At 72.8% G+C, this 23,189-nt stretch carries 20 protein-coding genes; 9 read left to right on the forward strand and 11 right to left on the reverse strand.

Translation table 11 applies throughout. The annotated features are described in order from the left end of the window. Positions 1-13 precede the first annotated feature (13 nt). Positions 14-1,168, forward strand: a complete 1,155-nt coding sequence (locus tag DJ476_RS27620; protein ID WP_112491794.1) for an LLM class flavin-dependent oxidoreductase — start codon at positions 14-16, stop codon at positions 1,166-1,168. Positions 1,169-1,326: 158 nt separating this feature from the next. Here the strand turns inward: DJ476_RS27620 and DJ476_RS27625 are convergent, their stop codons facing one another. The 3 genes from DJ476_RS27625 to DJ476_RS27635 all read right to left on the reverse strand — a co-directional run bounded on the left by DJ476_RS27625 (position 1,327) and on the right by DJ476_RS27635 (position 4,747). Continuing rightward, positions 1,327-2,265, reverse strand: coding sequence for an alpha/beta fold hydrolase (locus tag DJ476_RS27625; protein WP_112491795.1), 939 nt, complete (start codon positions 2,263-2,265; stop codon positions 1,327-1,329). A gap of 163 nt (positions 2,266-2,428) precedes the next feature. Further along, entirely contained in the window at positions 2,429-3,880 is a 1,452-nt protein-coding gene (locus DJ476_RS27630; protein ID WP_112491796.1) for a peptidoglycan D,D-transpeptidase FtsI family protein, read from the reverse strand. Between the two features lie 96 nt (positions 3,881-3,976). After that, entirely contained in the window at positions 3,977-4,747 is a 771-nt protein-coding gene (locus DJ476_RS27635) for an IclR family transcriptional regulator (protein WP_070203764.1), read from the reverse strand. Positions 4,748-4,891: 144 nt separating this feature from the next. On the opposite strand from DJ476_RS27635, the gene DJ476_RS27640 reads away from it, so the two are divergent. The 4 genes from DJ476_RS27640 (at position 4,892) to DJ476_RS27655 (ending at position 10,128) form a co-directional block, all read left to right on the forward strand. After that, the gene (locus tag DJ476_RS27640; RefSeq protein WP_103418812.1) at positions 4,892-6,412 is read left to right on the forward strand and encodes an aldehyde dehydrogenase (NADP(+)); all 1,521 of its coding nucleotides are present in this window, start codon (positions 4,892-4,894) and stop codon (positions 6,410-6,412) included. Between the two features lie 51 nt (positions 6,413-6,463). Continuing rightward, positions 6,464-8,023: a hypothetical protein gene (locus DJ476_RS27645; protein ID WP_162638800.1), complete on the forward strand. Its 1,560-nt coding sequence runs from the start codon at positions 6,464-6,466 to the stop codon at positions 8,021-8,023. 159 nt (positions 8,024-8,182) lie between these two features. Further along, entirely contained in the window at positions 8,183-8,899 is a 717-nt protein-coding gene (locus tag DJ476_RS27650) for a DsbA family oxidoreductase (RefSeq protein WP_112491798.1), read from the forward strand. 146 nt (positions 8,900-9,045) lie between these two features. Then, a complete protein-coding gene (locus DJ476_RS27655) occupies positions 9,046-10,128 on the forward strand; it encodes an aminotransferase class V-fold PLP-dependent enzyme (RefSeq protein WP_112491799.1) in 1,083 nt (360 codons plus the stop codon). Here the strand turns inward: DJ476_RS27655 and DJ476_RS27660 are convergent. Beyond that, on the reverse strand, positions 10,125-10,637 hold the full coding sequence (locus DJ476_RS27660) for a MarR family winged helix-turn-helix transcriptional regulator (RefSeq protein WP_103418763.1): 513 nt from the start codon (positions 10,635-10,637) through the stop codon (positions 10,125-10,127). The genes DJ476_RS27655 and DJ476_RS27660 overlap by 4 nt on opposite strands. A 237-nt stretch (positions 10,638-10,874) precedes the next feature. On the opposite strand from DJ476_RS27660, the gene DJ476_RS27665 reads away from it, so the two are divergent. After that, positions 10,875-11,945 (forward strand): alkene reductase, encoded by a 1,071-nt coding sequence (locus DJ476_RS27665; RefSeq protein WP_103418764.1) that lies wholly within the window; start codon positions 10,875-10,877, stop codon positions 11,943-11,945. On the opposite strand, the gene DJ476_RS27670 is transcribed toward DJ476_RS27665, so the two are convergent. The 6 genes from DJ476_RS27670 to DJ476_RS27695 form a co-directional block, all read right to left on the reverse strand. Continuing rightward, the gene (locus tag DJ476_RS27670) at positions 11,921-12,955 is read right to left on the reverse strand and encodes a VOC family protein (protein ID WP_112492643.1); all 1,035 of its coding nucleotides are present in this window, start codon (positions 12,953-12,955) and stop codon (positions 11,921-11,923) included. The two genes, DJ476_RS27665 and DJ476_RS27670, sit on opposite strands and share 25 nt — an antisense overlap. 103 nt (positions 12,956-13,058) lie before the next feature. Beyond that, positions 13,059-13,952, reverse strand: a complete 894-nt coding sequence (gene thpD, locus DJ476_RS27675; protein ID WP_112491800.1) for an ectoine hydroxylase — start codon at positions 13,950-13,952, stop codon at positions 13,059-13,061. A 5-nt stretch (positions 13,953-13,957) separates the two neighbouring features. Continuing rightward, positions 13,958-14,356, reverse strand: coding sequence for an ectoine synthase (locus DJ476_RS27680; protein WP_018488170.1), 399 nt, complete (start codon positions 14,354-14,356; stop codon positions 13,958-13,960). Positions 14,357-14,444: 88 nt separating this feature from the next. Beyond that, on the reverse strand, positions 14,445-15,707 hold the full coding sequence (gene ectB / locus DJ476_RS27685; RefSeq protein ID WP_112491801.1) for a diaminobutyrate--2-oxoglutarate transaminase: 1,263 nt from the start codon (positions 15,705-15,707) through the stop codon (positions 14,445-14,447). A gap of 329 nt (positions 15,708-16,036) precedes the next feature. Continuing rightward, positions 16,037-16,567 (reverse strand): diaminobutyrate acetyltransferase, encoded by a 531-nt coding sequence (ectA, locus tag DJ476_RS27690; protein WP_103418767.1) that lies wholly within the window; start codon positions 16,565-16,567, stop codon positions 16,037-16,039. A 316-nt stretch (positions 16,568-16,883) separates the two neighbouring features. Continuing rightward, entirely contained in the window at positions 16,884-17,990 is a 1,107-nt protein-coding gene (locus tag DJ476_RS27695) for a pyridoxal-phosphate-dependent aminotransferase family protein (RefSeq protein ID WP_112491802.1), read from the reverse strand. Between the two features lie 149 nt (positions 17,991-18,139). On the opposite strand from DJ476_RS27695, the gene DJ476_RS27700 reads away from it, so the two are divergent. Together DJ476_RS27700 and DJ476_RS27705 are read left to right on the forward strand one after the other, a co-directional pair. Next, positions 18,140-19,252 carry an amidohydrolase family protein gene (locus DJ476_RS27700; RefSeq protein WP_112491803.1) on the forward strand — a complete coding sequence of 371 codons (1,113 nt, stop codon included), beginning with the start codon at positions 18,140-18,142 and terminating at the stop codon, positions 19,250-19,252. Between the two features lie 333 nt (positions 19,253-19,585). Beyond that, positions 19,586-20,638, forward strand: a complete 1,053-nt coding sequence (locus DJ476_RS27705; protein WP_103418770.1) for an SCO1860 family LAETG-anchored protein — start codon at positions 19,586-19,588, stop codon at positions 20,636-20,638. A gap of 82 nt (positions 20,639-20,720) precedes the next feature. Here the strand turns inward: DJ476_RS27705 and cobC are convergent, their stop codons facing one another. After that, entirely contained in the window at positions 20,721-22,301 is a 1,581-nt protein-coding gene (cobC, locus tag DJ476_RS27710; RefSeq protein WP_112491804.1) for an Rv2231c family pyridoxal phosphate-dependent protein CobC, read from the reverse strand. Positions 22,302-22,459: 158 nt separating this feature from the next. On the opposite strand from cobC, the gene DJ476_RS27715 reads away from it, so the two are divergent. Beyond that, a complete protein-coding gene (locus DJ476_RS27715; protein WP_070203779.1) occupies positions 22,460-23,182 on the forward strand; it encodes a ZIP family metal transporter in 723 nt (240 codons plus the stop codon). Positions 23,183-23,189 lie beyond the last annotated feature (7 nt).

The raw sequence follows: 23,189 nt of genomic DNA on the forward strand, positions 1-23,189 counted from the left end.
GTTCGGAGAAACGATGTCCCTGACCTTCCACTGGTTCCTGCCCACCAACGGCGACAGCCGCCATGTCGTCGGCGGCGGTCACGGAACCCCGGTCACGGCGGCGGGCGGCGACCGTCCGCCGACCGTCCGCTACCTCGCCCAGATCGCCCGCGCCGCCGAGGACGTCGGCTTCACCGGGGTGCTCACCCCCACCGGCGCCTGGTGCGAGGACGCCTGGCTCACCACCGCGATGGTCAGCCAGCACACCGAACGGCTGAAGTTCCTGGTCGCCTTCCGCCCCGGCTTCGTCTCCCCGACCCTGGCCGCCCAGATGGCCGCCACCTACCAGCGGCAGACCGGCGGCCGACTGCTGCTCAACGTCGTCACCGGCGGCGAGAGCCAGGAGCAGCGCGCGTACGGCGACTTCCTGGACAAGGACGCCCGCTACGCCCGCACCGGCGAATTCCTGCAGATCGTCCGGCAGTTGTGGGACGGCAGGACCGTCGACCTGGACGGCGACCACCTGCGCGTCGAGCAGGCCCGGCTCACCCGGCTCCCCGACCCCGTGCCGGAGGTCTACTTCGGCGGCTCCTCCCCGGCCGCCGGTCAGGTCGCCGCCCGCCACGCGGACGTCTACCTCACCTGGGGCGAACCCCCGGCCCAGGTCGCGGAGAAGATCGCGTGGATAGGGAAGCTCGCCGCCGAGCAGGGCCGTACCCTGCGGTTCGGCATCCGGCTGCACGTGATCACCCGCGACACCTCCGAGGCGGCCTGGGCGGAGGCGGACCGGCTGCTCGCGGGGTTCGACCCGGAGACCGTACGCTCGGTCCAGGAGGGGCTGCGGCGCAGCGAGTCGGAGGGCCAGCGGCGGATGCTGGAGCTGCACGGCGGCGGCCGGGACGGGCTGGAGGTCAACCCCAACCTGTGGGCCGGTATCGGCCTCGTCCGGGGCGGCGCGGGCACGGCCCTGGTCGGCAGCCACGCGGAGGTCGCGGACCGGATCCGGGAGTACCACGCCCTGGGCATCGACGAGTTCGTGCTCTCCGGCTACCCGCATCTGGAGGAGGCGTACTGGTTCGGGGAGGGCGTGCTGCCCCGGCTGGCGGAGGCGGGCCTCTGGACGCACCCGGCGGGCCCGGTCGGCCCGGCGCCCGCCACGGAGATCCCGTTCGCGGGCGCGGCGCGGTAGGCAGGGATTCGGCGGGAGGCGGGAGGCGGGAGGTGGGCGCAGGCGGCGAGTGGCAGGAGCACGGGGCGCGGTGAACGGCCTCCCGGCTGCCGGGGCCAGCTGCCAGCGGTGTACCCGGCTGCCGGGGTCGGCTGCCAGCGGTGTACCGGCCGTCGGCGCTAGCCGCCGGTTGGGACCACCAGCCGCCTTACCTCCTCCGCCAGTTCCGCCGCCGAGGTGGTCAGCACCATGTGGTCCGCCTCCGGCAGCACCATATGCCGTCCGTGCGGCGACTGACGGGCCCGGTACGCGTGCGAGACCGTGGCCCGTTCCCGTACGGCCTTCGGCATGCCGGGGGAGACCCGCCCCGCCGACACCACCGTCACCGGCAGCCCCGCCAGCCCCGGCGGGTTCTCCAGGAGGGCCCGCAGGTCGCCCGCCGCGTCCTCCAGCTCGCGGCCCCGGGTGCGGGTCATGGCGACCGTGAACCCCTCGGCGCGCATGTCGGCGGCGGCGTCGGGCGGCAGGGCGGCGGTGAGCGGGCGGTAGGCGCGGCCCAGCAGCCCGAGCCGGGCCAGCCAGACCGTGGCCAGCTGGCCGACCCGCTCGGCCCGCCGCATCGCGGGCTGGAACAGCAGCTCGCACGCCTCGTCGGAGGGGTCCACGAGCACCAGCCCGGCCACCCGTGCGGGCCGGGCGGCGGCGGCCAGCCGCACCAGCGGCCCGCCCCAGCTGTGCCCGACCAGGACGTACGGGCCCTGACGGTCACCGTCGGGGCCGTCCAGGTGGTCCAGCAGATCGCCCAGGTCGTCGGCGAGGGCGTGCAGTCGGCGCGAGACCCCGGGCGGGGCGGCGGGGCTGCGGCCGAGACCGCTGCGGTCGTACACCACCGTCGGCGCGACATCGGCCAGTGCGGCCTGGACCCCTGCCCAGTACGAGCGGCCCGCGGCGAGCCCGCCCTCGAAGACCACGGTGGGCACGGTCTCCGCACCGGCAGGCCCCGGCAGCCGCTGGTAGTACAGCTCGCGCCCGTCGCGGGTGCGGGCCCGGCCCGCCTCGCCCTGGCTGTGGACCGGGGCGTCGGTGCCGGGCCCCGTACCGTGCTCCGCCGGACCCATCCCCGTACCTCCCGCACGCGTCCGTGCGTTGGCGCCCCGGGACCGTCCGGGGCGCCAAGTAAGGCAAGGGTAACCTAAGTTGCGCGCCGGAGTGTGCCGTTCAGGTTCCGGAGTGTCCCGCTCGGGTTCCGGGGTGCCCTGCTCGGGTTTCCGTGCGTCCCGCTCACCGCTCCAGCGCCGCCTTCATCATCTTCTGGGCGATCGGCGCCGCCAGCCCGTTGCCGCTGACCTCGGAGCGCGCCGAGCCGGAGTCCTCGACGATCACCGCGACGGCGACCTCCTTGCCGCTGCTGTCGTCCTTCGCGTACGAGGTGAACCAGGCGTACGGGGTGTTGCTGTTGTCCACGCCGTTCTGCGCGGTCCCGGTCTTTCCGCCGACCTCGGCCCCGGCGATCTTCGCGTTGGTGCCGGTGCCCTTCTCGACGACGGTCACCATCGCGCTGCGCAGCTGCTCGGCGGTGGACTCCTTCACCACCCGCTCGGTCTTCCCGCCGTCGGTCTCCTCCAGCGTCGAACCGTCGCCGTCCGCCACCGACGAGACCATGTGCGGCGCGGCCAGCTCACCGCCGTTGGCGAGGGCCGCGGTGACCATCGCCATCTGCAGCGGGGTCGCGGTGACCTCGAACTGGCCGATGCCGGTCAGCGCCGTCTGCGCCTTGTCCATGCCGGTCGGGTAGACGCTCTTGGCCGCCCGCACCGGGACGTCCAGCTTCTCGGTGTCGAACCCGAACGCGTCCGCCATCTCCTTGACCTTGTCCTGGCCGAGATCGGCCGCCGCCTTGGCGAAGACGTTGTTGCAGGAGTACTGGAGGGCGGTGCGCAGGGTGGCGTTCTCGCAGGGGGCGGAGGCGTTCTCGTTGCGCAGGATCGTCCGGGTGCCGGGGAGGGTGTACGGGTCGGGGCTGTCGGTGGCCTCGTCGACCGAGCCGTACAGCCCGTTCTCCAGCGCGGCCGCCGCGACCACCAGCTTGAACGTGGAGCCCGGTGCCAGCGGCTGCCGCAGCGCCCGGTTGACCAGTGGCTTGTCCTCGTCGGCCAGCAGCTTCTTCCAGGTGTCGCCGTCGTCCGTACCGCTGATGGTGGAGGGATCGTACGAAGGGGTGGAGACCATGCCCAGGATGCGGCCGGTCTTCGGGTCGATGGCCACCGCCGCGCCCTTGTCGCCGCCGAGCGCCTCGTACGCCGCCTTCTGGACGTCCGGGTCGATGGTGGTCAGGACGTTGCCCGGGGCGGCCTGCTTGCCGGTGATCAGGTCGGCCGGGTTCTTCAGGCGGTCGTCCGTGCCGTCCAGGACATGGCTGTAGATGCCCTCCAGCTGGGTCGCCCCGTACGCCTGCGAGCTGTACCCCGTGACGGCCGCGTACAGCTCGCCCTGGGGGTAGGTCCTCTTGTACCGGAGGTCGCCGCCACTGGTCCCCTTCGATCCGGTGACCGGCGAACCGGCCACGATGATGTCCCCGAGCGGCTGCGCGTACTGCGCGATGATGTTCCGCCGGTTGTGCTCGTCGTCTGCGAGCGCCTTGGCCTGGTAGCCCTGCACCCACGTCGCCCGCACCAGCAGGGCGAGCACCGCGAGCAGGCAGCAGACCGAAGCGCGCCTGATTGTCTTGTTCATCCCGCTGGAGGACGAGCGGGGCCGTTCCGCCCGTTCCCGCTTGTGCCGCTTCTCACCGATTTCTCACCCGGCGTACGGAGGCGCCGCCGACGGGACTCAGAGCCTGCGCGTCGCCAGGGTCAGCCGGTCGCGGGCGTCGAGCAGGGCGTCCTTGACCGTCTGCTCATGGCCGGGGGTGAGCCGGGCGACCGGCACCGAGCAGCTGACCGCGTCACGGGCCGGGGTCCGGTACGGGATGGCCACGCCGAAGCAGCGCAGGCCGAGGGTGTTCTCCTCGCGGTCCACCGCGTACCCCTGCTCACGGACCAGGCGCAGCTCCTCGATGAGCCGCTCGCGGTCGGTGACGGTGTGCTCGGTCAGTGCGGGCAGCGTCTCGGGGAGCAGCTTGCGGACCTGCTCGTCGGTGTGGGTGGCCAGCAGCGCCTTGCCGAGCGCGGTGGAGTGGGCGGGGAGCCGGCGGCCGACCCGGGTGAAGGGGCGCAGATAGTGCTGGGACTGGCGGGTGGCGAGGTAGACCACGTTCGTGCCGTCGAGCCGGGCCAGGTGGATGGTCTCCGTGGTGTCGTCGGCCAGCCGGTCCAGGGTGGGGCGGGCGGCGGCCACCACCTCGTCGCCGTCGATGTAGGAGGTGCCCACCAGCAGGGCGCGCACCCCGATCCCGTACCGCGTGCCCGTGGCGTCCGTCTCCACCCAGCCCAGCTCGACCAGGGTCCGCAGCAGCATGTAGAGGCTGGACTTGGGGTAGCCCACGGCCTCCTGGACGGTGGCGAGCGAGTGCATCCCGGGGCGCCCCGCGAAGTACTCCAGCAACTCCACCGTGCGTACCGCGGACTTGACCGGTGCACCACCGGACTCGGCGACCGACATCGCCCCACGCTCCTTCTTCGGCTTCTGCGGCCATTGCCAACACGGAAGGCCCGGAAATAGAGTCCGAGGACATTCACGATCAGGAACTCCGTTCAGAATAACGAACGTTTCCGGCCGGTGTTCCAGGACCCGAGGGGAACCACGGTGAGCGCAGCACCAGTCTGGAGCGTCGACCCCCGCAGCGGGAACCCGCGTGAACAGGTCGCGGTGGAGGCCACCGCCGAGGAGGTCGACCGGGCGGTCCGGGCGGCCCACTCCGTACGGGACGCCCTGGCCGACCGCACGGCACGCGTCGCGTTCCTGCGTACGGCGGCGGAGCTGCTGGAGGAGTCCGGCGCACACATCATCGAGGCCGCCGACGCGGAGACCGCCCTCGGCCCGGCCCGTCTCACCGGGGAACTCGCGCGCACGGCAGCCCAGTTGCGGGCCTTCGCGGAGGTCGTGGAGGAGGGCGGGCACCTCGACATCCGCATCGACCACGAGGACGGCTCCCGCACCCCGCCCTGGCCCGACCTGCGCCGCTGGAAGATCCCGCTCGGGGTCGTCGCCGTCTACGCGGCGAGCAACTTCCCGCTCGCCTTCTCCGTCCCCGGCGGCGACACCGCCAGCGCGCTGGCCGCGGGCTGCCCGGTCGTGATCAAGGCCCACCCCGGCCACCCCGCCACCTCCGAACTCTGCGCCTCGGTCCTCCGCCGCGCCGCCGCCCGCACCGGGCTGCCCGAGGACGTGGTGACCCTGGTCCACGGGTTCGACGCGGGCGTCGGGCTGATCCGCCACCCGCTGGTGAGCGCGGCGGGGTTCACCGGCTCGGTGCGCGGCGGCCGCGCCCTGTTCGACGCGGCGGCCGCCCGGCCCGTCCCGATCCCCTTCCACGGCGAACTCGGCTCGCTCAACCCGGTCGTGGTCACCGAGGCGGCCGCCGCCGAGCGGGCGGCGGAGATCGGCGCGGGGCTCGGCGCCTCCATGACCCTGGGCACCGGCCAGTTCTGCACGAAGCCGGGGTTCGTCCTCGCCCCGGCGGGCGGTGCGGGCGACCGGCTGGTCAAGGCCCTCACCGAGACGGTCAGCTCCACCGGCTCCGGCGTGATGCTGGACCACCGGATGCGGGACGCGTTCCTCGCGGGCGTACGGGAGAGGGCCGGGCTCCCCGGCGTCGAGGCGCCCGTCACCCCCGGCGCGGCAGGTGAGCACACGGTCTCGGCCGGGTTCCTCACGGTGCCCGCCGACCGCCTGACCGCCGACGGCCCGCACGACGCGCTCCTGGAGGAGTGCTTCGGCCCGGTCACCGTGATCGCCCGGTACGCCACCCGGGACGAGGTCGCCGCCGTGCTCGCCCGGCTCCCCGGCAACCTCACCGCCACCCTCCAGACCGCGACGGAGGGCGAGGACCCAGGGGCGGCCGGGCTGCTGGCCGCCCTCACCCCGCTCGCCGGGCGCATCCTGGTCAACGGCTGGCCCACCGGGGTCGCCGTCGCCCCCGCCCAGCACCACGGCGGCCCGTACCCGGCCACCACCTCGCCCACCACCTCGGTCGGCGCGACGGCGATCGAGCGCTGGCTGCGCCCGGTGACGTACCAGAACACCCCCGACGCACTCCTCCCGCCGGAGCTGCGCGAGGCCAACCCGCTGGCTCTGCCCCGGCTGGTCGACGGCCGCCGGGCCTGATCCCGGGCTGAACACGGCCCGGAGCACGCGGAGAGAACGGGGGGTCGGCGGGTGCCGGCGAGACGGAGATTCGACCAGCGGGCGACAGCCGTGGTGGAGCTGCTGGGAACGACGACGGAGTGCGACGACTTCGAGCAGGCGCTGGAGGAGAGAGGGTGGCCGGTTCTCCAGAAGGAGGGCGGCCCCGCCACGGCGATGACCGCACGGACGACCCGGTATCTGCTGGAGTGCCGGTTCCCCGGCAGCCGGACCAACGCCCGGCGCGGAGCGCGGGAGCGCATCGAGGTGGTGGGGGACGAGCTGCAGCTCGATCTCAACGTGGAGGTCACCGACCTGGTGGTCAGGGACCCCGAGGAGCGACCTGCCTGGTTCGCCTACGAGCGTCCGGCGGCCGACGATCCTCCGGCCGGCCCTCCGACGCGCCGGGCGCGGTGGCGGAGGCGGGTCCGGCGGTGGTGCGCGGAGCGGCTCGCGCCCTACCGCACGGGACGCCATATCTCCGCGTTGAACCGCACGCGCGCCCAGGAACTCGCCACGCGCACGCTGCCGGGCACGGCCACGCCCTCGCCGCGCGTCACGGTCCGCCGGCCCATCGGGACCCCGGACCCGGAACCCGGGGCCGTGACCGGGCGCAGGCGGGGAGCGGACCGCGAGATCTTCCGGCTCTGCCACGCCGCGGCGGTCCTCTTGGTCACGTCGTCGCTGATCGCCCGTCTCTGGCCGCAGGGCTACGCCGCGTGGTGGGTGCTGGGCCTGGTGGCGGTGACGACTCTGGGGCTGGCCGCCCACTGGCTGATCAGGTTCATGCCCGGCAAGCCCGGGGCCGCCCTGGGAGCGGCCCTGGGGCTCGGCGTGTTCACCGCCGCGATCGGGACCATGATCGAGGCCTCCGGGGGGTCCGGCGGGCCCTCGGGGGCCCTGGGTCTCGTCTTCGTCGCCGCCGGCTATGTGGTCTTCACGGGGATCCGCCTGCTGGTACGCCAGTGGAGCTGGCGCATCGTCGCCCCCTGGCTGCTTCCCGCGCTGCTGCCGCTCGTCCTGGGCTTCTTCCCCTCCCTGGGCCTGGGACTCCACGCGCTCTACCTCGATGCTTTCGGCCTGAACCTGGAGGACGTGGAGATCCCGAGGCTCTGGCAGCTCATCGCGACGGTCAGGCTGGGGCTCGCGGTCAACCTCTGGCTCATCGCCCTGGCCGGGTTCGGGTATCTGCAGCATCTCCACTGGTGCGTACGCGACCGATGGCCCGCCTACACCCTGCTGGGCTTCTTCGCCCTGTTCCTGCTGTGGACCGGCGGCTGGGGCCTCGGGCTCGAAACAGCCGCTCGCGCCGGGAACGACGCGGTGAGGGCGGCGGCATCACGGCAGGCCGTGGACGCCTACTACGGCATCGGCCCGCAGTGGGTGTGCGTGCGCCCCGTCGGCCCGGCGGACGGCATCCATGCCGACGGAGGGGAGTTCCGCCCGGCCCGCCCGTATCTGAGGATCGGTGACGCGTCGGGGACCGTGGTGCTCTGGGACCCCGCCGAGAAGGGCGCGCTCAAGCTGCCCATGGACAAGCTCCGTATCGTCCCGGTGGACAAGCCCCCGAAGAGTTGCGCACCCTCGTCGTGAACCGTCCCGGCAGGCACGGACGGACCCGGGGAATGACCAGGTCAGGTTCGGTGTTCGCACGGGAGGCCGGTACGGCGGAGCGACCCTTCGCCCACCGCGCCCCACACACCGCCCACTGTCCGCCGCGCCCGTCCGCGGCCCCTGGAGAGAAGAAGAGTCATGCGCGTCGAGATCTGGTCGGACATCGCCTGTCCCTGGTGCTACATCGGCAAGGCCCGTTTCGAGAAGGGGCTCGCCGAGTTCGCCCACCGGGACCAGGTCGAGGTCGTGCACCGGTCGTTCGAGCTGGACCCCGGGCGGGCCAAGGGCGAGCGGGAGCAGGTCATCGACATGCTGGCCGCCAAGTACGGGCGGACCCGCGAGGAGGCCGCCGGGATGGAGGCCAACGTCGCGGCCAACGCGCGGGCCGAGGGGCTCGGGTACCGGACCGAGGGCCGGGACCACGGCTCCACCTTCGACATCCACCGGCTGCTGCACCTGGCCAAGGCCCGCGGCCGCCAGGACGAGCTGCTGACCCTCGCCTACCGGGCCAACTTCGCCGAGGAGCGGTCCGTCTTCGACGACGACGTGCTGCTCGCCCTCGCCGTGGAGGCCGGGCTCGACGGCGAGGAGGCGCGGGCGGTGCTGGCCGACCCCGAGGCGTACGCGGACGAGGTCCGGGCGGACGAGCGGGAGGCGGCCGAACTGGGCGCCAACGCGGTGCCGTTCTTCGTGCTCGACCGCCGGTACGGCATCTCCGGAGGCCAGCCCTCCGAGGTCTTCGTCCAGGCGCTGGAGCAGGCATGGAAGGACCGTCCGGTCACCGCCCTCACCACCGTCGGCGGCGACGCGGAGGCCTGCGACAAGGACGGCGCCTGCGAGGTCCCGCGCGGCTGACCCCCGTGTCGCGCGGCTGACCCCGCTCCGGGCGGCTGAACCCTCGTCCCGCGCGGGGGCAACCCTCGCCCTCATAAGGAATCCTTGGGTTTGCGACGTAAAATTCGGTTATTGACTATGAGGTGCGGCGGCTCCAGGCTGAGCCCATGACGATCTCTCCGCTCAGCCGGGCCGCCGCCGCCGAGTTCGCGCCCGAGGTCACCTACCTCAACACCTCCAGCTGGGGGCTGCTACCCCGCCGGACCATCGCCGCCGTCAAGGCCCTCGCCGACGAGAACGCCGTCGGCCGCCGGATCGGCGCGGGCAGTTTCGATGCGGTGGAGGCGGCCCGGGCCGGCTTCGCCCGGCTCGCCGGGGTCCGGCCGGACCGGGTCGCCACCGGTAGCTCGGTCACCGTCCATGTCGGGCTGGTCGCCGCCTCGCTCCCGGCCGAGGCCGAAGTCCTGGCGCCCGAGGGGGAGTTCACCTCCGTCGTCAGCCCGTTCGCGCTCCGGGGGGATCTGCGGATGCGGTACGTCCCCCTCGCGGAGCTGGCCGACGCCGTACGCCCCACGACCGCGCTCGTCGCCTTCTCCTCGGTCCAGTCGGCCGACGGCCGGGTCGCCGATCTCGCCGCCGTCCGCGCGGCCGCCGCCGCCCACGGGGCCCGGACCCTGCTGGACGCCACGCAGTCGGCGGGCTGGTTCCCGCTGGACGCGGGGGCGTACGACTACACCGTCGCGGGCGGCTTCAAATTCCTGCTCTGCCCCCGGGGTACGTCGTTCCTGACCGTGACCGAGGAGGCGCAGGAGACCTTGCCGAAGCTCTTCGCGGGCTGGGTCGCCGCCGGGGCGCCCTGGACGAGCAACTACGGTCCGCTGGAGCATCTCGCCCCCGGGGCCCGGGGGTTCGACGAGCCGCCCGCCTTCCTCTCGTACCACGGGGCCGAGCACTCCCTCGCGCTGCTCGGGGAGATCGGCACCGACGCGCTGTACGCCCACGCCACCTCGCTGGCCGCCCGGCTGCGGGCGGGGCTGGTGGAGCGGGGGTACGAGGTGGTGCCGGGGGAGTCCGCGATCGTCTCCGTGCCGGGGCTGGAGGGCCGGCAGCCGGAGCTGGCCGAGGCCGGGATCGCGGTCTCGGCGCCCGCCGGGAACCTGCGGATCTCCTGCCACCTCTACAACACCGAGGCCGATGTGGACCGGGTGCTGGAGGTCCTGGGCCACCGGGAGCCCCGGCCAAGCGCCTAGAGGGCCTGACGCTCCGGGCAGCCCTCCGTCTCCTGGCAGAGGTTCGCCTCCACCTTCGCCAGCAGCCGCGTCAGCTCCGTACGCTCGCCGTCGTCCAGCCCGGCGAGCGTGTGCTCCTCCAGGCTGCCCCACGCGTCCCGTACCGCCCGGTGCAGCGCGCAGCTCGCCTCCGTCGCCTCGACCAGCACGGCCCGCCGGTCGTCCGGGTCGGGGCGGCGGCGCACATGGCCGGTCTGCTCCAGGCGCTGGAGCATCTTGGTCACCGTGGACGGGTCCAGGTCCAGCGTCCTGATCAGCTCGGACTGGCGTACCGGCCCCGCGTCCCACAGGTGCATCATCAGCAGCTCCTGCCCCGGGTAGAGCCCCAGCCCCTTCAGCAGCTTCCCCGCCGCGATCCTGTGCAGCCGGGCGACGCGGGAGACGGCGTGGCTCACGGGCCCGCTGAGCGCTGCTCCGGGCAGCGCGTCGGTACAGGCGGCTTCCGCGGTGCTGGCGTGACCGGTGTTCATGGCGTGCTCCTTCGATACGGCTCCGGCGGGGCTTCCGGTGTTTCCTGACGGGTTCGGTTCCTGGCGGTTTCGGGGCCTGAGGGCTGATGGCGGCTTCCGGGGCCCGATGACGCCCGCGGCTTGCCCACACTTTACCTTGGTCGGCCAATTAATGAGCTACAGTGACGGCAGTGCTAATACTTGGCCGACCACATACTTCGTTGATCGGTCAATTACCTACCTTTTCCGGGAGTCCGCATGACCACCGCTTTCGACCCGATCGACCTGGCCGGCACCCCCCTGGCCAACCGCATCGTGATGGCCCCGATGACCCGCAGCCGGGCGGGCGAGGGCGGTACGGCCACCGAGCTGACCGCCGCCTACTACGCCCAGCGCGCCTCCGCCGGGCTGATCGTCACCGAGGGCATCCAGCCCTCCGTGGTCGGCCAGGGCTACCCCTTCACCCCCGGACTGCACAGCGCCGAGCAGGTCGCCTCCTGGCGCAAGGTCACCGACGCGGTGCACGCCGAGGGCGGCCGGATCTTCGCCCAGATCATGCACGCGGGCCGCATCGGCCACCCGGTCCTGCTCCCCGACGGACTCGTCCCGGTCGCCCCCTCCCCGGTCAGGGCCGCGGGCCAGGTCTTCACCGCCGAGGGCCCCAAGGACTTCGTCGAGCCGCACGAGCTGACCGACGCCGAGATCCGGCAGACCATCGCCGACTTCGTCTCCGCCTCCCGCAACGCCATCGAGGCCGGGTTCGACGGGGTGGAGCTGCACGGCGCCAACGGCTATCTGATCCACCAGTTCCTCGCGCCCAACACCAACCTGCGCACCGACGGGTGGGGCGGCTCCGACGAGGGCCGCGTCCGGTTCGCCGCGGAGGTCGTCAAGGCGGTCGCGGCCGAGATCGGCGGGGCCCGTACCGCCCTGCGCATCTCGCCCTCGAACGGCTACAACGACATCGACGAGCCCGCCCCGGAAGCCGTCTACACCGCGCTGGCCCAGGAGATCGAGCCGCTCGGCCTCGCCTACCTGCACATCCTGGAAGGCGCCCCGATCCGCGAGCTGACCCTCGCCCTGCGCAAGGTGTTCACCGGCCCCGTCCTGATCAACGTGCACTCCGACGGGCCGACCGGGCCGGACCACCTCACCGTGATCGAGGACGGGATCGCCGACCTCATCTCGTACGGCGCGCTCTTCCTCGCCAACCCGGACCTGCCCGCCCGCCTCAAGGCCGGGGGCCCCTTCAACACCCCCGACCCGTCGACCTTCTTCGGCGGCGACGCCAAGGGCTACACGGACTACCCGGCGCTCGACGCCGTCTGATCCCCCAGGGGCCGCCCGTCCCACCGCCACTTCGTGCGGCGCGGGTGGCCCGGCAGTCCGGCGCGGCCGGTGGCCCAGAGCAGCACGGTCCACCGGTCGCCGCCCGCCGGGGCGTCGGGGAAGAGCCGGGCCAGCGCCCGGTCGCAGAGCGCGGCGGGCGGCGCCCAGTCCAGCCCCAGCCCCTCCGCGACGTCATGGGTGTGCACCAGGGTCTCCACCACCCCCATCGCGGCGAACCCCTCCGGGTCGGAGATGCCGAACCCGTGGTACGAGCGCACCTGCGGCGGCGTCGTCCGCGCCATCGAGGCCAGCAGCGCACCGCTCGCCTCCAGGGTGGCCAGCAGCCCGGCGGGTCCGGCCGCCCGGTCCGCGAAGACCGCGTTGTACGGCCCGCCCTGCCGCTCGGGCGCCCACCGGTAGGGCACCTCACCGTCGAGCGGGGGCGTACGCGGGCCCAACTGGACGGCGTACGCGAAGAGATCGTCGCTCAGGTGCTCCACCGTCTCCCAGCAGGTCCATTCCAGCGTCCCCGCGGGCGTCTCCCACCCCTCCGCCGGGGCCCCGGCCAGCGCATCCACCGCGAGCCGCACGGCGGTGGTCACATCGTCGGCGGTCACCGGCAGCCGGCCCCCGGTCAGCGCGGCCCGCTCGGCGGCCGAACACTCCACGCAGAACTCGTTCCCCTCAGGGTCCGCCAGGGTCGCCCACCCACGCCCGTCCGGTCTGCGGTGGTCGCCCACCAAGGTGGCCCCGAGCACCAGCAGCCGCTCCACCTCCTCGTCCCGGGTGCGGTCCTGCGGCTGGATGTCCAGGTGGACCCGGTTCTTGACGGTCTTCGGGTCGTCGCTCCGGACGAAGAGGATCGCCGCGCCGGGGGTCTCCAGCAGGGCTTCCGGGTCGCCGGGGAAGTCGTCCGAGGCCAGCGGCGCGCCGAGCACCCGGGACCAGAAGGTGCCGAGCGCGTAAGGGTCGGCGCAGTCGATCGTTATGTGCCGTACGTGAGAAGTCATGGCCTCCACCCTCTCCGGTGGCCGGGGCCCGGTCCACCGAGTTACGCGCGAGGGGCCCGGAACGGCGTACCGTTCCGGGCCCCTCGCACGGGGATGTCCTCCGCTACTTCACCGGGGTGAAGTCCCGCGCCCCGATGAACTCCGGGCGGCGGATCGGTGCCGCGAACGGCTCCTGCGCCGTGTTCTCCACGCTGTTGAAGACGATGAAGACATTGGAGCGGGCGTACGGGGTGATGTTGTCGCCCGAGCCGTGCATGGCGTTGCAGTCGAACCAGGTCGCCGAACCGGCCTTGCCCGTGAAGAGCCTGATGCCGTGCCGGTCCGCCATCTTCGTCAGCGCCTCGTCGGACGGAGTGCCCGCGTCCTGCATCTGGAGCGACTTCTTGTAGTTGTCCTTCGGCGTCTCGCCCGCACAGCCCAGGAAGGTCTTGTGCGAACCGGGCATGATCATCAGCCCGCCGTTGGTGTCGAAGTTCTCCGTCAGCGCGATGGAGACGGACACGGTCCGCATGTTCGGCAGCCCGTCCTCGGCGTGCCAGGTCTCGAAGTCCGAGTGCCAGTAGAAGCCCGAGGCACCGAACCCCGGCTTCACATTGATCCGGGACTGGTGGACGTACACGTCCGAGCCCAGGATCTGGCGGGCCCGGCCCACCACCCGCTCGTCGCGGACCAGCCCGGCGAAGACCTCGCTGATCTTGTGGACCTCGAAGACGGACCGGACGTTCTGCGACTGCTTCTCCACGATGGAGCGCTCGTCGGCACGGATCAGCGGGTCGGCGACCAGCCGGTCCAGCTCCGCGCGGTAGACGGCGACCTCGTCCGGGGTGATGAGCTGGTCGACGGTGAGGAAGCCGTCGTGCTCGTAGCTCTGGAGATCCTTGGCGGCGATCGGGCCCGGGGCGCCCGGCGCCGACCAGATGACCGGGTCCTGGCGGGGAGTGGTCATCTCGGCGGCGCCGCGCGAGGGGTAGAGATCGGCGCGTACTTCGGTGGTCATGCGGTTCAGGCCTCCTCGGTCAGCAGTGGGTAGACACCGTTCTCGTCGTGGTCCTCCCGTCCGGTGACGGGAGGGTTGAAGACGCACACGCAGCGGAAGTCGGTCTTGGGCCGCAGGGTGTGCCGCTCATGGCCGTCCAGCAGGTACATCGTGCCGGGGGAGATCCAGTGGGTCTCGCCGGTCTCGTCGTTGGTCAGCTCGGCCTCGCCCTCGGTGCACAGGACGGCCTCGATGTGGTTCGCGTACCACATGGAGGTCTCCGTACCCGCGTAGAGCACGGTCTCGTGGAGGGAGAAGCCGACCTTCTCCTTGGCGAGCACGATGCGCTTGCTCTCCCAGGTGCCGGACGCGGCCTTCACATGCCGGTCGGTGTTCTCGATGTCCTTGAACGATCGGACGATCACGGTGAGCGGTGCCTTTCTCTCGTGCTCCGCCCCGGGCCGTGAGGCCCGGGGCGCCTCTTCTTCCTGCGCCTGCCCCGGCCGGGCCGGGTCAGGCCGTCTCGCGGACGCTGCGGGCCAGCGTGCGCAGGCCCTCGTCCAGTTCCTCGGTGGTGATGGTCAGCGGCGGCAGCAGCTTGACGACCTCGCTCTGCGGACCGGAGGTCTCCAGCAGGAGCCCCAGCTCGAAGGCGCGGGCGCAGACCGCCGTGGCGCGCGCCGGGTCCTCGAACTCCATGCCCCAGACCAGGCCCCGGCCGCGGAACTGCGCGGTCGGCTCCTCGGCGCAGATCGCCAGCAGCGCCTGCTCGACCTGGAGGCCCCGCTCCTTGGTCTGCTGCTCCACCCGGCCGTCGGCCCAGTAGGCGTCCAGCGCGGCGGCGGCCGTGACGAAGGCCGGGTTGTTGCCGCGGAAGGTGCCGTTGTGCTCGCCCGGCTCCCAGATGTCCAGCTCCGGCTTGAACAGGCAGAGCGACATCGGCAGGCCGTAGCCGCTGATGGACTTCGACAGCGTGACGATGTCCGGGACGATCCCGGCCTCCTCGAAGGAGAAGAAGCCGCCGGTCCGGCCGCAGCCCATCTGGATGTCGTCGACGATCAGCAGCATGTCCTGGCGCTCGCACAGCTCCTGGAGCGCGCGCAGCCACTCGGCGCGGGCCACGTTGATGCCGCCCTCGCCCTGGACGGTCTCCACGATCACGGCGGCGGGCTTGTTGAGCCCGGAGCCCTGGTCCTCGAGCAGTCGCTCGAACCAGAGGAAGTCGGGGACCGTACCGTCGAAGTAGTTGTCGAACGGCATCGGCGTGCCGTGCACGAGCGGGATGCCGGCGCCCGCCCGCTTGAACGCGTTGCCGGTGACGGCGAGCGAGCCCAGCGACATGCCGTGGAAGGCGTTGGTGAACGACACGACGGACTCGCGGCCCTTGACCTTACGGGCCAGCTTCAGCGCCGACTCGACGGCGTTGGTGCCGGTCGGGCCGGGGAACATCACCTTGTACGGCAGGTCGCGCGGGCGCAGGATCACGTTCTGGAACGTCTCCAGGAAGGCGCGCTTCGCGGTGGTCGCCATGTCCAGGCCGTGGGTGATGCCGTCGCGCTCGATGTAGTCGATCAGCGCTCGTTTCAGCACGGGGTTGTTGTGGCCGTAGTTGAGCGAGCCGGCCCCGGCGAAGAAGTCCAGGTAGGAGTGGCCGTCCTCGTCGGTCAGCCGGGCGCCCTGCGCGCGGTCGAACACGGCGGGCCAGCCGCGGCAGTAGCTACGGACCTCCGACTCCAGGGTCTCGAAGACGCTCAGTGCGGGCGGGGTGATGGTCACAGCGGATCTCCTGCGTGAGGGGGTGTGACGGGCGGTGTGGTCGGTGCTCCCGGCCCCGAGGGGGCGGCCGGGACCGCGCCGGGTGGTCGGCCGGCGCGAAAAGTCGTGGGGGACCGGGCGTACGGGTGCGGTACGCCCGGTCGTACGGAGGGTGTACGGGCCGTGCGGTCGTACGGGGCCGTCCGGGCTCGGGCATTCGGGGCGGGCCGGGCGGGTCGTGTCCGGGGGTGTCCCGGCGGTGCCCCGGCCGATGGGCCGGGCGCCTCGGACGCCCGGGGCCGCCGCAGCGGTGCCTCGGTGCCTCAGGGCTCAGCGGTGCCCCGGGCGCCTCAGCCGGTGAACGGACCTATCCGGTAGAGGACCTCGGGCAGGTGCGTCCCCTCGGGGAACAGCCCGCCGTCGAAGAGCACCTCCCGCTCCAGCGCCACGTCGTGCCGCTGGGCGTAGGACGTGAACAGCCGGTCGGACGCGGTGTTGTCCGGGGTGATCGTCGTCTCGACCCAGGAGAGCCCCTGGCCGGCGGCGACCCGGGCGGTCAGCGCGTCCAACAGCGAGGCGGCCAGCCCCTTGCCGCGGTGCGCCCCGTCGACGGCCACCTGCCAGACCACCAGGGTCTCGGGGCGGTCGGGCCGGACGTAGCCGGTGACGAAGGCGATCGGCTCGCCGTCCTCGCCACGGGCGACGGCGGACGTCGCGGCGAAGTCACGGCACCACAGCAGGTAGCTGTACGAGGAGTTCAGGTCCAGAACCTCGGAGTCGCGGGCGATGCGCCAGATCGCGGCTCCGTCCTCCACTCGTGGTGTGTCGATACTCAGGAATTCGCTTCGGGCACGGGCAAAATCTGCTGGTGCGGCGGTCATGCGAATTGAATTTACCCAGCAAATTTCGAAATTGCATCGAGGCAAGGGGTTGGGTGGAGCGCCGGTATGTGTTATCAGGCGTGCGCGAGACCCGGGGCGATCGAGGTGCGATTCGGTACTCTTTGTCCTGAATTTTTCGGGCATAACGCCCAGCTTGTGGAGTCGGTCACAAGCTGGTAACTCCTTCGGAACGTGTCCGAATCATGAAGTTCGGGCCCCGGAAAAACTTCCGCGTTTAGGGGGCGGGAAAGCGGGCAGAAGAATGCGGGGAGCTGCTTTCGATAAAGCAGCTCCCCGCATTATGGATATCAGATGCTCAGAGGCCCGGAGAGGTTTCCGAGACCGCATGGCGGGCAGCATCGAAGTCGACCTGCCGACCCGTGGCGCCCAGCGCCGCCCCCAGAGCCGCGAGCGAGGACAGCACCGCGCTCCGCGTCGCATCCGCCCCGTAGTGATTGACCCGGATCATCTCCTTGGACAGCGCCCCGCCGCCCGCGACGAGCGGCAGCGAGGGTTCCGTCGTCAGCGCCCGCGCGACCAGCGCGGCGGCGTCGGTCCCCGCCGGGGCGCGCAGCGTCGTGGCCACCGGAGCGGCGTCCCGCGCCTCGTGGACGTACGGCTCCAGACCGCCGCCGAGGGCCACCGCGCCCGCCCGGGTCGCCGCCGCGGCCGCGGCGTGGCGGGCCATCACCGTCTCCAGGCCGTCGTCCTCGATCCGCTCCAGGCACGCTTCGAGACCCAGCATCTCCAGCTGCGCCGGGGCGTGCGGGAGCGCCGTGCGGCCGGCGTCGATCCAGCGTTCCTTCCAGTCCAGGAGCGAGAGATAGGAGCGGCGCGGGGCGGCCGGGTTGGCGGCGAACCGCTCCCAGGCCCGCTCGCTCACCGACACCGCCGAGACCCCGGCCGGACCGCCCATCGCCTTCTGCGCGCCGATCACGCACAGGTCCACGCCCCAGGCGTCCGGCAGCAGCGGCTCGGCGCCCACCGAGGCGACCGCGTCCAGCATGAAGAGCGCCCCGTGCGCCCGGACCACCTCACCGATCTCCGCGACCGGGTTGGTGTTGCCGGTGGCCGCCTCCGCGTGCACCAGCGAGACGAAGTCGATCTCCGGGTGCTCGGCGAGCGCCTCGGCGACCTGGTCGGCGGTGACCGCCGTGTGGAAGGGCACCGTGAGGTCGACGACCCGGGCGCCGCAGTCCCGCAGCCAGTTGCCGAAGGTCTGCCCGTACGGCCCCGTGACCACGTTCAGCGCGGTCGAGCCGGGCCGGGCACCGCTGCGGATGCAGCCCTCCAGCGGCAGCAGCGCCTCGCCCTGCGTGATGACGACGTCCTGCCCGGTGGCGAGGAGCGCGGCCACCCGCCGCTCGATGGCCGCGAAGCGGTCGGCGGTCAGCGGGGGGAGGTCGAGGAAGGGGTGCGTCACGGTGGGGCTCTCTTCGGGTCGGGGCCGTGGTCGGGCGGCGGTGCTGCGGAGCGGCTGACGCCCCCTCGGGGGTGTGCCGCGCGCGGGGGTGTCCGGCTCGGTCCCGACGCCCCCCTCGCAGCCTACCGATGGCCTCGTACAGTGCCGCTATGAGTGATCAGGTGCGCGATCAGGAGCGGCAGCCGGTGCTGCGCGTGAAGGGGCGGGTCCTCGTCGGTCCGGACGAGGTGCGCGACGAACTGTGGGCCGTCGGCGGGCGGATCACCTGCGAGCGGCCGCCGGGCGCGGAGGGCGCGCAGACCGTGACGGGGTGGGCGCTGCCCGGTCTCGTCGACGCGCACTGCCATGTGGGGCTGGACGCGCACGGCCCGGTCGACGCGGCCACGGCGGAGAAGCAGGCGCTCACCGACCGGGGTGCCGGAACCCTGCTCATCCGGGACGCCGGATCGCCCTCCGACACCCGCTGGATCGACGACCGCGAGGACCTGCCGAAGATCATCCGGGCCGGCCGCCACATTGCCAGGACCCGCCGCTACATCCGCAACTACGCCCATGAGATCGAGCCCGGCGACCTCGTCGCGTACGTGGCGCGGGAGGCCCGGCGCGGGGACGGCTGGGTCAAGCTGGTGGGGGACTGGATCGACCGTTCCGCCGGGGACCTGACCGCCTGCTGGCCGCGCGGCGAGGTCGAGGCGGCCATCGCGGAGGCGCACCGGCTGGGTGCCCGGGTCACCGCGCACTGCTTCGCGGAGGAGTCGCTGCGCGATCTGGTCGAGGCGGGCATCGACTGCGTCGAGCACGCCACCGGCCTCACCGAGGAGACCATCCCGCTCTTCGCCGAACGCGGCGTCGCCATCGTCCCGACCCTGGTCAACATCGCCACGTTCCCCGACCTCGCGGCGGGCGGCGAGGCCAAGTTCCCCCGCTGGTCGGCCCATATGCGGCAGCTGTACGAGCGCCGGTACGACACCGTGCGCGCTGCTTACGACGCCGGCATCCCGGTCTACGTCGGCACCGACGCGGGCGGTTCGCTGGCGCACGGCCTGGTCGCGGGCGAGGTCGCCGAGCTGGTGAAGGCGGGCATCCCGCCGCTGGAGGCCCTCTCCGCCACCGCGTGGGGGGCGAGGCGGTGGCTGGGGCGGCCGGGCCTGGAGGAGGGCGCTCCGGCGGACCTGGTCGTGTACGAGGAGGACCCGCGCGCCGACGTCCGGGTGCTGGCGGCCCCGCGCCATGTGGTGCTGAACGGGCGGGTGGTGGGGTGAGCCGGAGGCGGAGCCCCGTGCGGTGCCGGGTTGACCGGGGGTGACGTAACCGGCCCCCGGCTCGTTGAACGTCTTTACGCGGCCTCCGGCACGGTCGCACGCCGTTCGGTTCACCCGTGGGAAACGGGTGACGGAACGAGGCGGGAGGGAACGCACGTGCCGAAAGATTCGAATATGCGCGCGGAAACCCCTCTTTGGGGTGAACTCACTTCAGGTGTCCGCCAGTTCACCCACAGTGCGTAAAGATTCACGGAGTCGATGCCACCGGCGCAGGCGATGTCCCCCATTGGACTGCGCCGGTGGCTCCATGTCTCTTGTGGGGGTTCCACCATCTTGAACAGCAACACCTTCCGTCTCGCTGCCCTGGCGGTCGCCGCCGCTCCCGTCGCCCTGTTTGCCGCCGTCCCCGCGCAGGCAGCCCCGGCGACGCCCGCCACCGGCGGCGAGGGCAAGGCGAGCGCGGTCGTGCTCCGTACCGGGCTCGACGTCTCGCTCCTCAACAAGTCCGTCCAGGTGCCCCTCAAGGTCACGCTCAACGAGGTGCAGGCCCCGGCCAGCGCCGAGAAGACCGCGCTGACGGTGAACCTGGACGGCGTGGAGGGCGGAAAGCCGGTCAGCGTGCTGCGCGCCGACGTGGCCACGGCCGACGCGACCGTGGACGAGAAGAAGGCCGAGGGCTACACCAACCTGGCCAAGGCCCGCGTCCATGTGCCCGGTCTGCCGCTGCTCTCGCTCATCGAGGTCGAGAAGGTCACCTCCAAGGCGCTCTGCGAGGTCGGCAAGGCGCCCGTCGCCGAGTCCAACGTGCTCGGCCATGTCTCGGTGCTCGGCAAGAAGGTGACGCTCTCCGCGGGCGGGCCGACCCGGGTGGCGGTGCCGGGCGTCGGTGAGGTGAGCCTCGACCTGTCGAAGACGGAGACCACCTCCCGTACGGCCGCCGCGACGGCGCTCCAGCTCAAGGTCGCGGTCAACCCGCTCGACCTCAACGTGGCCGAGGTGAACGGCGAGGTCACCCTCGCCGGGGCCACCTGCGAGACCCCGAAGAAGCCCGAGAAGCCGGGCACCACCGACGGCGGGGCCACGAACGGCTCCACCGGAGGCTCGACGGGCGGTGACACGGGAGGCTCCACCGGAGGTTCGGACGGTGGTTCCACGGGCGGAGACACGGGGGGCTCCTCGGGCGGTTCCACCGGCTCGACCGGCGGCGACCAGGGCGATGGCGGCGCCGGTACGAAGCCGCAGACCGGCTCCGACACCACGCCCAACCTCGCCGAGACCGGCGGCAGCTCCTCCACCCCGTACCTCGCGGGCGGCGCGGCCCTGCTGCTCGCGGTCGGCGCGGGCGCCACGGTGGTCGCACGCCGGCGCAGCAGCAGCCAGGGCTGACCCCCGCGTACGGGGGACCTCGGGGCGGCGTCCGTACGACGGAACGCCGCCCCGAGGGGGCCGTAACGCCTTACGAGGGCTTTCAGCGCCCCGTCCGCGCGGGCAGCGCCTGCACCGCCTGGTCCAGGGCCTGGAGGAAGCGGTTCGTCGTCGCCCGGTCCCGCACGGCGAGCCGCAGCCACTGCGGCCCGAGCCCCGGGAACGTGTCACCGCGACGGGCCGCGAAGCCCAGCAGCCGCAGCCGCTCCCGGATCTCCGCCGCCCGCTCCAGCCGGACCAGGACGAACGGGCCCCGCGCCTCCTCCACCACCCGCACCTCGCTGAACTCCGCGAGCCCGGCCAGCAGATGGGCCCGGTCCACCGTGATCCGGTCCGCCGCCTCGGCCGCCTCCACCAGCGCCCGCGGCTCCATGCACGCCTGGGCCGCCGCCAGCGCCGGGGACGACACCGGCCACAGCGGCTGGGACTCGGCCAGCAGCGCCACGGTCTCCGGCTCGGCCAGCACATAGCCGATCCGCAGCCCCGCCAGCCCCCAGGTCTTGGTCAGGCTGCGCAGCACGACCAGCCCCGGGATGTCCGTACGCCCGCAGAGCGCCTCGCGCTCGCCCGGCACCACGTCCATGAACGCCTCGTCGACCACCAGCGTCCGCCCCGGTCTGGCCAGCCGCTCCAGCAGGGCCGCCGGGTGCAGCACGGACGTCGGGTTCGTCGGGTTGCCGACCACCACGAGGTCCGCCTCCTCCGGCACCGCCGCCGGATCGAGCCGGAAGCCGTCCTCCGCCCGCAGCAGCACCCGCCCCACCCCGTGCCCGGCCGCCCGCAGCGCCGCCTCCGGCTCGGTGAACTGCGGATGCACCACCACCGGGCAGCGGGCCGGGAGCGCCCGCGCGATCAGGACGAACGCCTCGGCGGCGCCCGCCGTCAACAGGACGCGCTCCACCGGCAGTCCGTGCCGCTCGGCCACCGCCTCCCGGGCCGCCGTGCCGTCGGGATAGGCGGCCAGCGAGACCAGGGACGCGGCTATCCGCTGGCGCAGCCACTCCGGTGGGGTGTGGGTGCGGACGTTCACGGCGAGATCGGTCAGATTCTCGCCGCGCACCTCCGCGTCGCCGTGGTGCCGCAGGTCGGGCCCGGCGCTCTCGATGTCCCGCGTGGGGGGACGCGTGGGGGGATTCATGGCTGCCATGGTGAACGGGCGGGGGCCTTCCGTCACGAGTGGGGTGGAAGTTTTCTCGCCGGAAACGGGGAATGACGGGAGGACGGCCGGAAAACGGCGGGCCACCGCACAGGTCGCGCGTCCCTTTCCGGCGGACTTCTCCACCACCAGCTCGTCCGCCTCGATCAGCGCCGCCGCCTCCGCGACCGAGGGCGTGCCCACCGAACCGGCGGCCGCGTCCGACGGGTTCGGCACCCGCACCCCGGCCAGCGCCGCCGCCGGATGCGACCGCACCGCGACCCCCAGCCGGGCGGCGGCCCCGACGATCCCGGGCTCGTCCGCCTTCGCGTCGACGGTCGCCACCTCCACCACATCGGTGGTCCGCAGCCCGGCACCACGCAGCACCGCCTCGATCAGGCCGTACACCTCGTCGGCCGGCACACCGCGCCGGGCACCGACCCCGACGACCAGGTCCCGCACACCGGGCTCAGGGGTGGGGGTCGTCATGGCGGGGCCTGCCTTTCACATCAAGCGGTGGGGGGTGGAGCTGTTCCGTATACGGTCACGGGCCCGGTCCCCGTGGCGGGCGGGGCCGCCGGGGAGAGGGCCGTGGGTAAGGACACCCTGAGATGCGGCCGACGGGGTCGATCGGCTAGCAAGACCCCATGGCGGTGTTCGTCGCGCTCGGCGCGTTCCTGATGACCCTGGCCGGCGGCTGGGTCGCGCAACGCGTCACCGACCGCCGCCACCTGGTGCTCGGCCTCGCGGGCGGGCTGATGCTCGGCGTGGTCGGCCTGGACCTCCTGCCGGAGGCCCTGGAGGCCGCGGGCACGCCGGTGTTCGGGGTGCCCGCGGCGCTGCTGCTGTTCGTCGGCGGCTTTCTGGTGGCCCATCTGGTCGAGCGGCTGCTCGCCGCCCGCCAGGTGGCACACGGGGCGGACGGGCAGCGGGTGCCGCAGGTGGGGCTGGCGGCGGCCGCCGCGATGGTCGGCCACAGCCTGATGGACGGCATCGCGCTCGGCGCCGCCTTCCAGATCAGCGGTTCCATGGGCGTGGCCGTGGCGCTGGCCGTGATCAGTCATGACTTCGCCGACGGATTCAACACGTACACCCTCACCAGTCTTTACGGGAACGCCCGCCGCAAGGCGCTCCTGATGCTTTTCGCGGCCGCCGTGGCCCCGGTCGTGGGCGCCGCGACGACGCTGCTGTTCACCCTTCCGGAGGAACTGCTCGGCGGCTATCTCGGATTCTTCGGCGGAGCCCTGCTCTACCTGGCCGCCGCCGAGATTCTTCCCGAGGCACACCACACCCATCCCGCCCGCTCCACCCTTCTCTGCACCGTCGGGGGCGTGGGCTTCATCTGGCTGGTGGTCGGCATCGCGGAGTGAGCCGCGC

This window comes from Streptomyces bacillaris (assembly GCF_003268675.1).
Classification (GTDB): Bacteria; Actinomycetota; Actinomycetes; order Streptomycetales; family Streptomycetaceae; genus Streptomyces; species Streptomyces bacillaris.

Bases quoted from the DNA above. Each gene is read 5' to 3' on its own strand.
- DJ476_RS27620 (WP_112491794.1), top strand. From the start codon at position 14: ATGTCCCTGACCTTCCACTGGTTCCTGCCCACCAACGGCGACAGCCGC.
- DJ476_RS27625 (WP_112491795.1), bottom strand. From the start codon at position 2,265: ATGGGTCCGGCGGAGCACGGTACGGGGCCCGGCACCGACGCCCCGGTC.
- DJ476_RS27630 (WP_112491796.1), bottom strand. From the start codon at position 3,880: ATGAACAAGACAATCAGGCGCGCTTCGGTCTGCTGCCTGCTCGCGGTG.
- DJ476_RS27635 (WP_070203764.1), bottom strand. From the start codon at position 4,747: ATGTCGGTCGCCGAGTCCGGTGGTGCACCGGTCAAGTCCGCGGTACGC.
- DJ476_RS27650 (WP_112491798.1), top strand. From the start codon at position 8,183: ATGCGCGTCGAGATCTGGTCGGACATCGCCTGTCCCTGGTGCTACATC.
- DJ476_RS27655 (WP_112491799.1), top strand. From the start codon at position 9,046: ATGACGATCTCTCCGCTCAGCCGGGCCGCCGCCGCCGAGTTCGCGCCC.
- DJ476_RS27660 (WP_103418763.1), bottom strand. From the start codon at position 10,637: ATGAACACCGGTCACGCCAGCACCGCGGAAGCCGCCTGTACCGACGCG.
- DJ476_RS27665 (WP_103418764.1), top strand. From the start codon at position 10,875: ATGACCACCGCTTTCGACCCGATCGACCTGGCCGGCACCCCCCTGGCC.
- DJ476_RS27670 (WP_112492643.1), bottom strand. From the start codon at position 12,955: ATGACTTCTCACGTACGGCACATAACGATCGACTGCGCCGACCCTTAC.
- thpD (WP_112491800.1), bottom strand. From the start codon at position 13,952: ATGACCACCGAAGTACGCGCCGATCTCTACCCCTCGCGCGGCGCCGCC.
- ectA (WP_103418767.1), bottom strand. From the start codon at position 16,567: ATGACCGCCGCACCAGCAGATTTTGCCCGTGCCCGAAGCGAATTCCTG.
- DJ476_RS27700 (WP_112491803.1), top strand. From the start codon at position 18,140: ATGAGTGATCAGGTGCGCGATCAGGAGCGGCAGCCGGTGCTGCGCGTG.
- cobC (WP_112491804.1), bottom strand. From the start codon at position 22,301: ATGACGACCCCCACCCCTGAGCCCGGTGTGCGGGACCTGGTCGTCGGG.
- DJ476_RS27715 (WP_070203779.1), top strand. From the start codon at position 22,460: ATGGCGGTGTTCGTCGCGCTCGGCGCGTTCCTGATGACCCTGGCCGGC.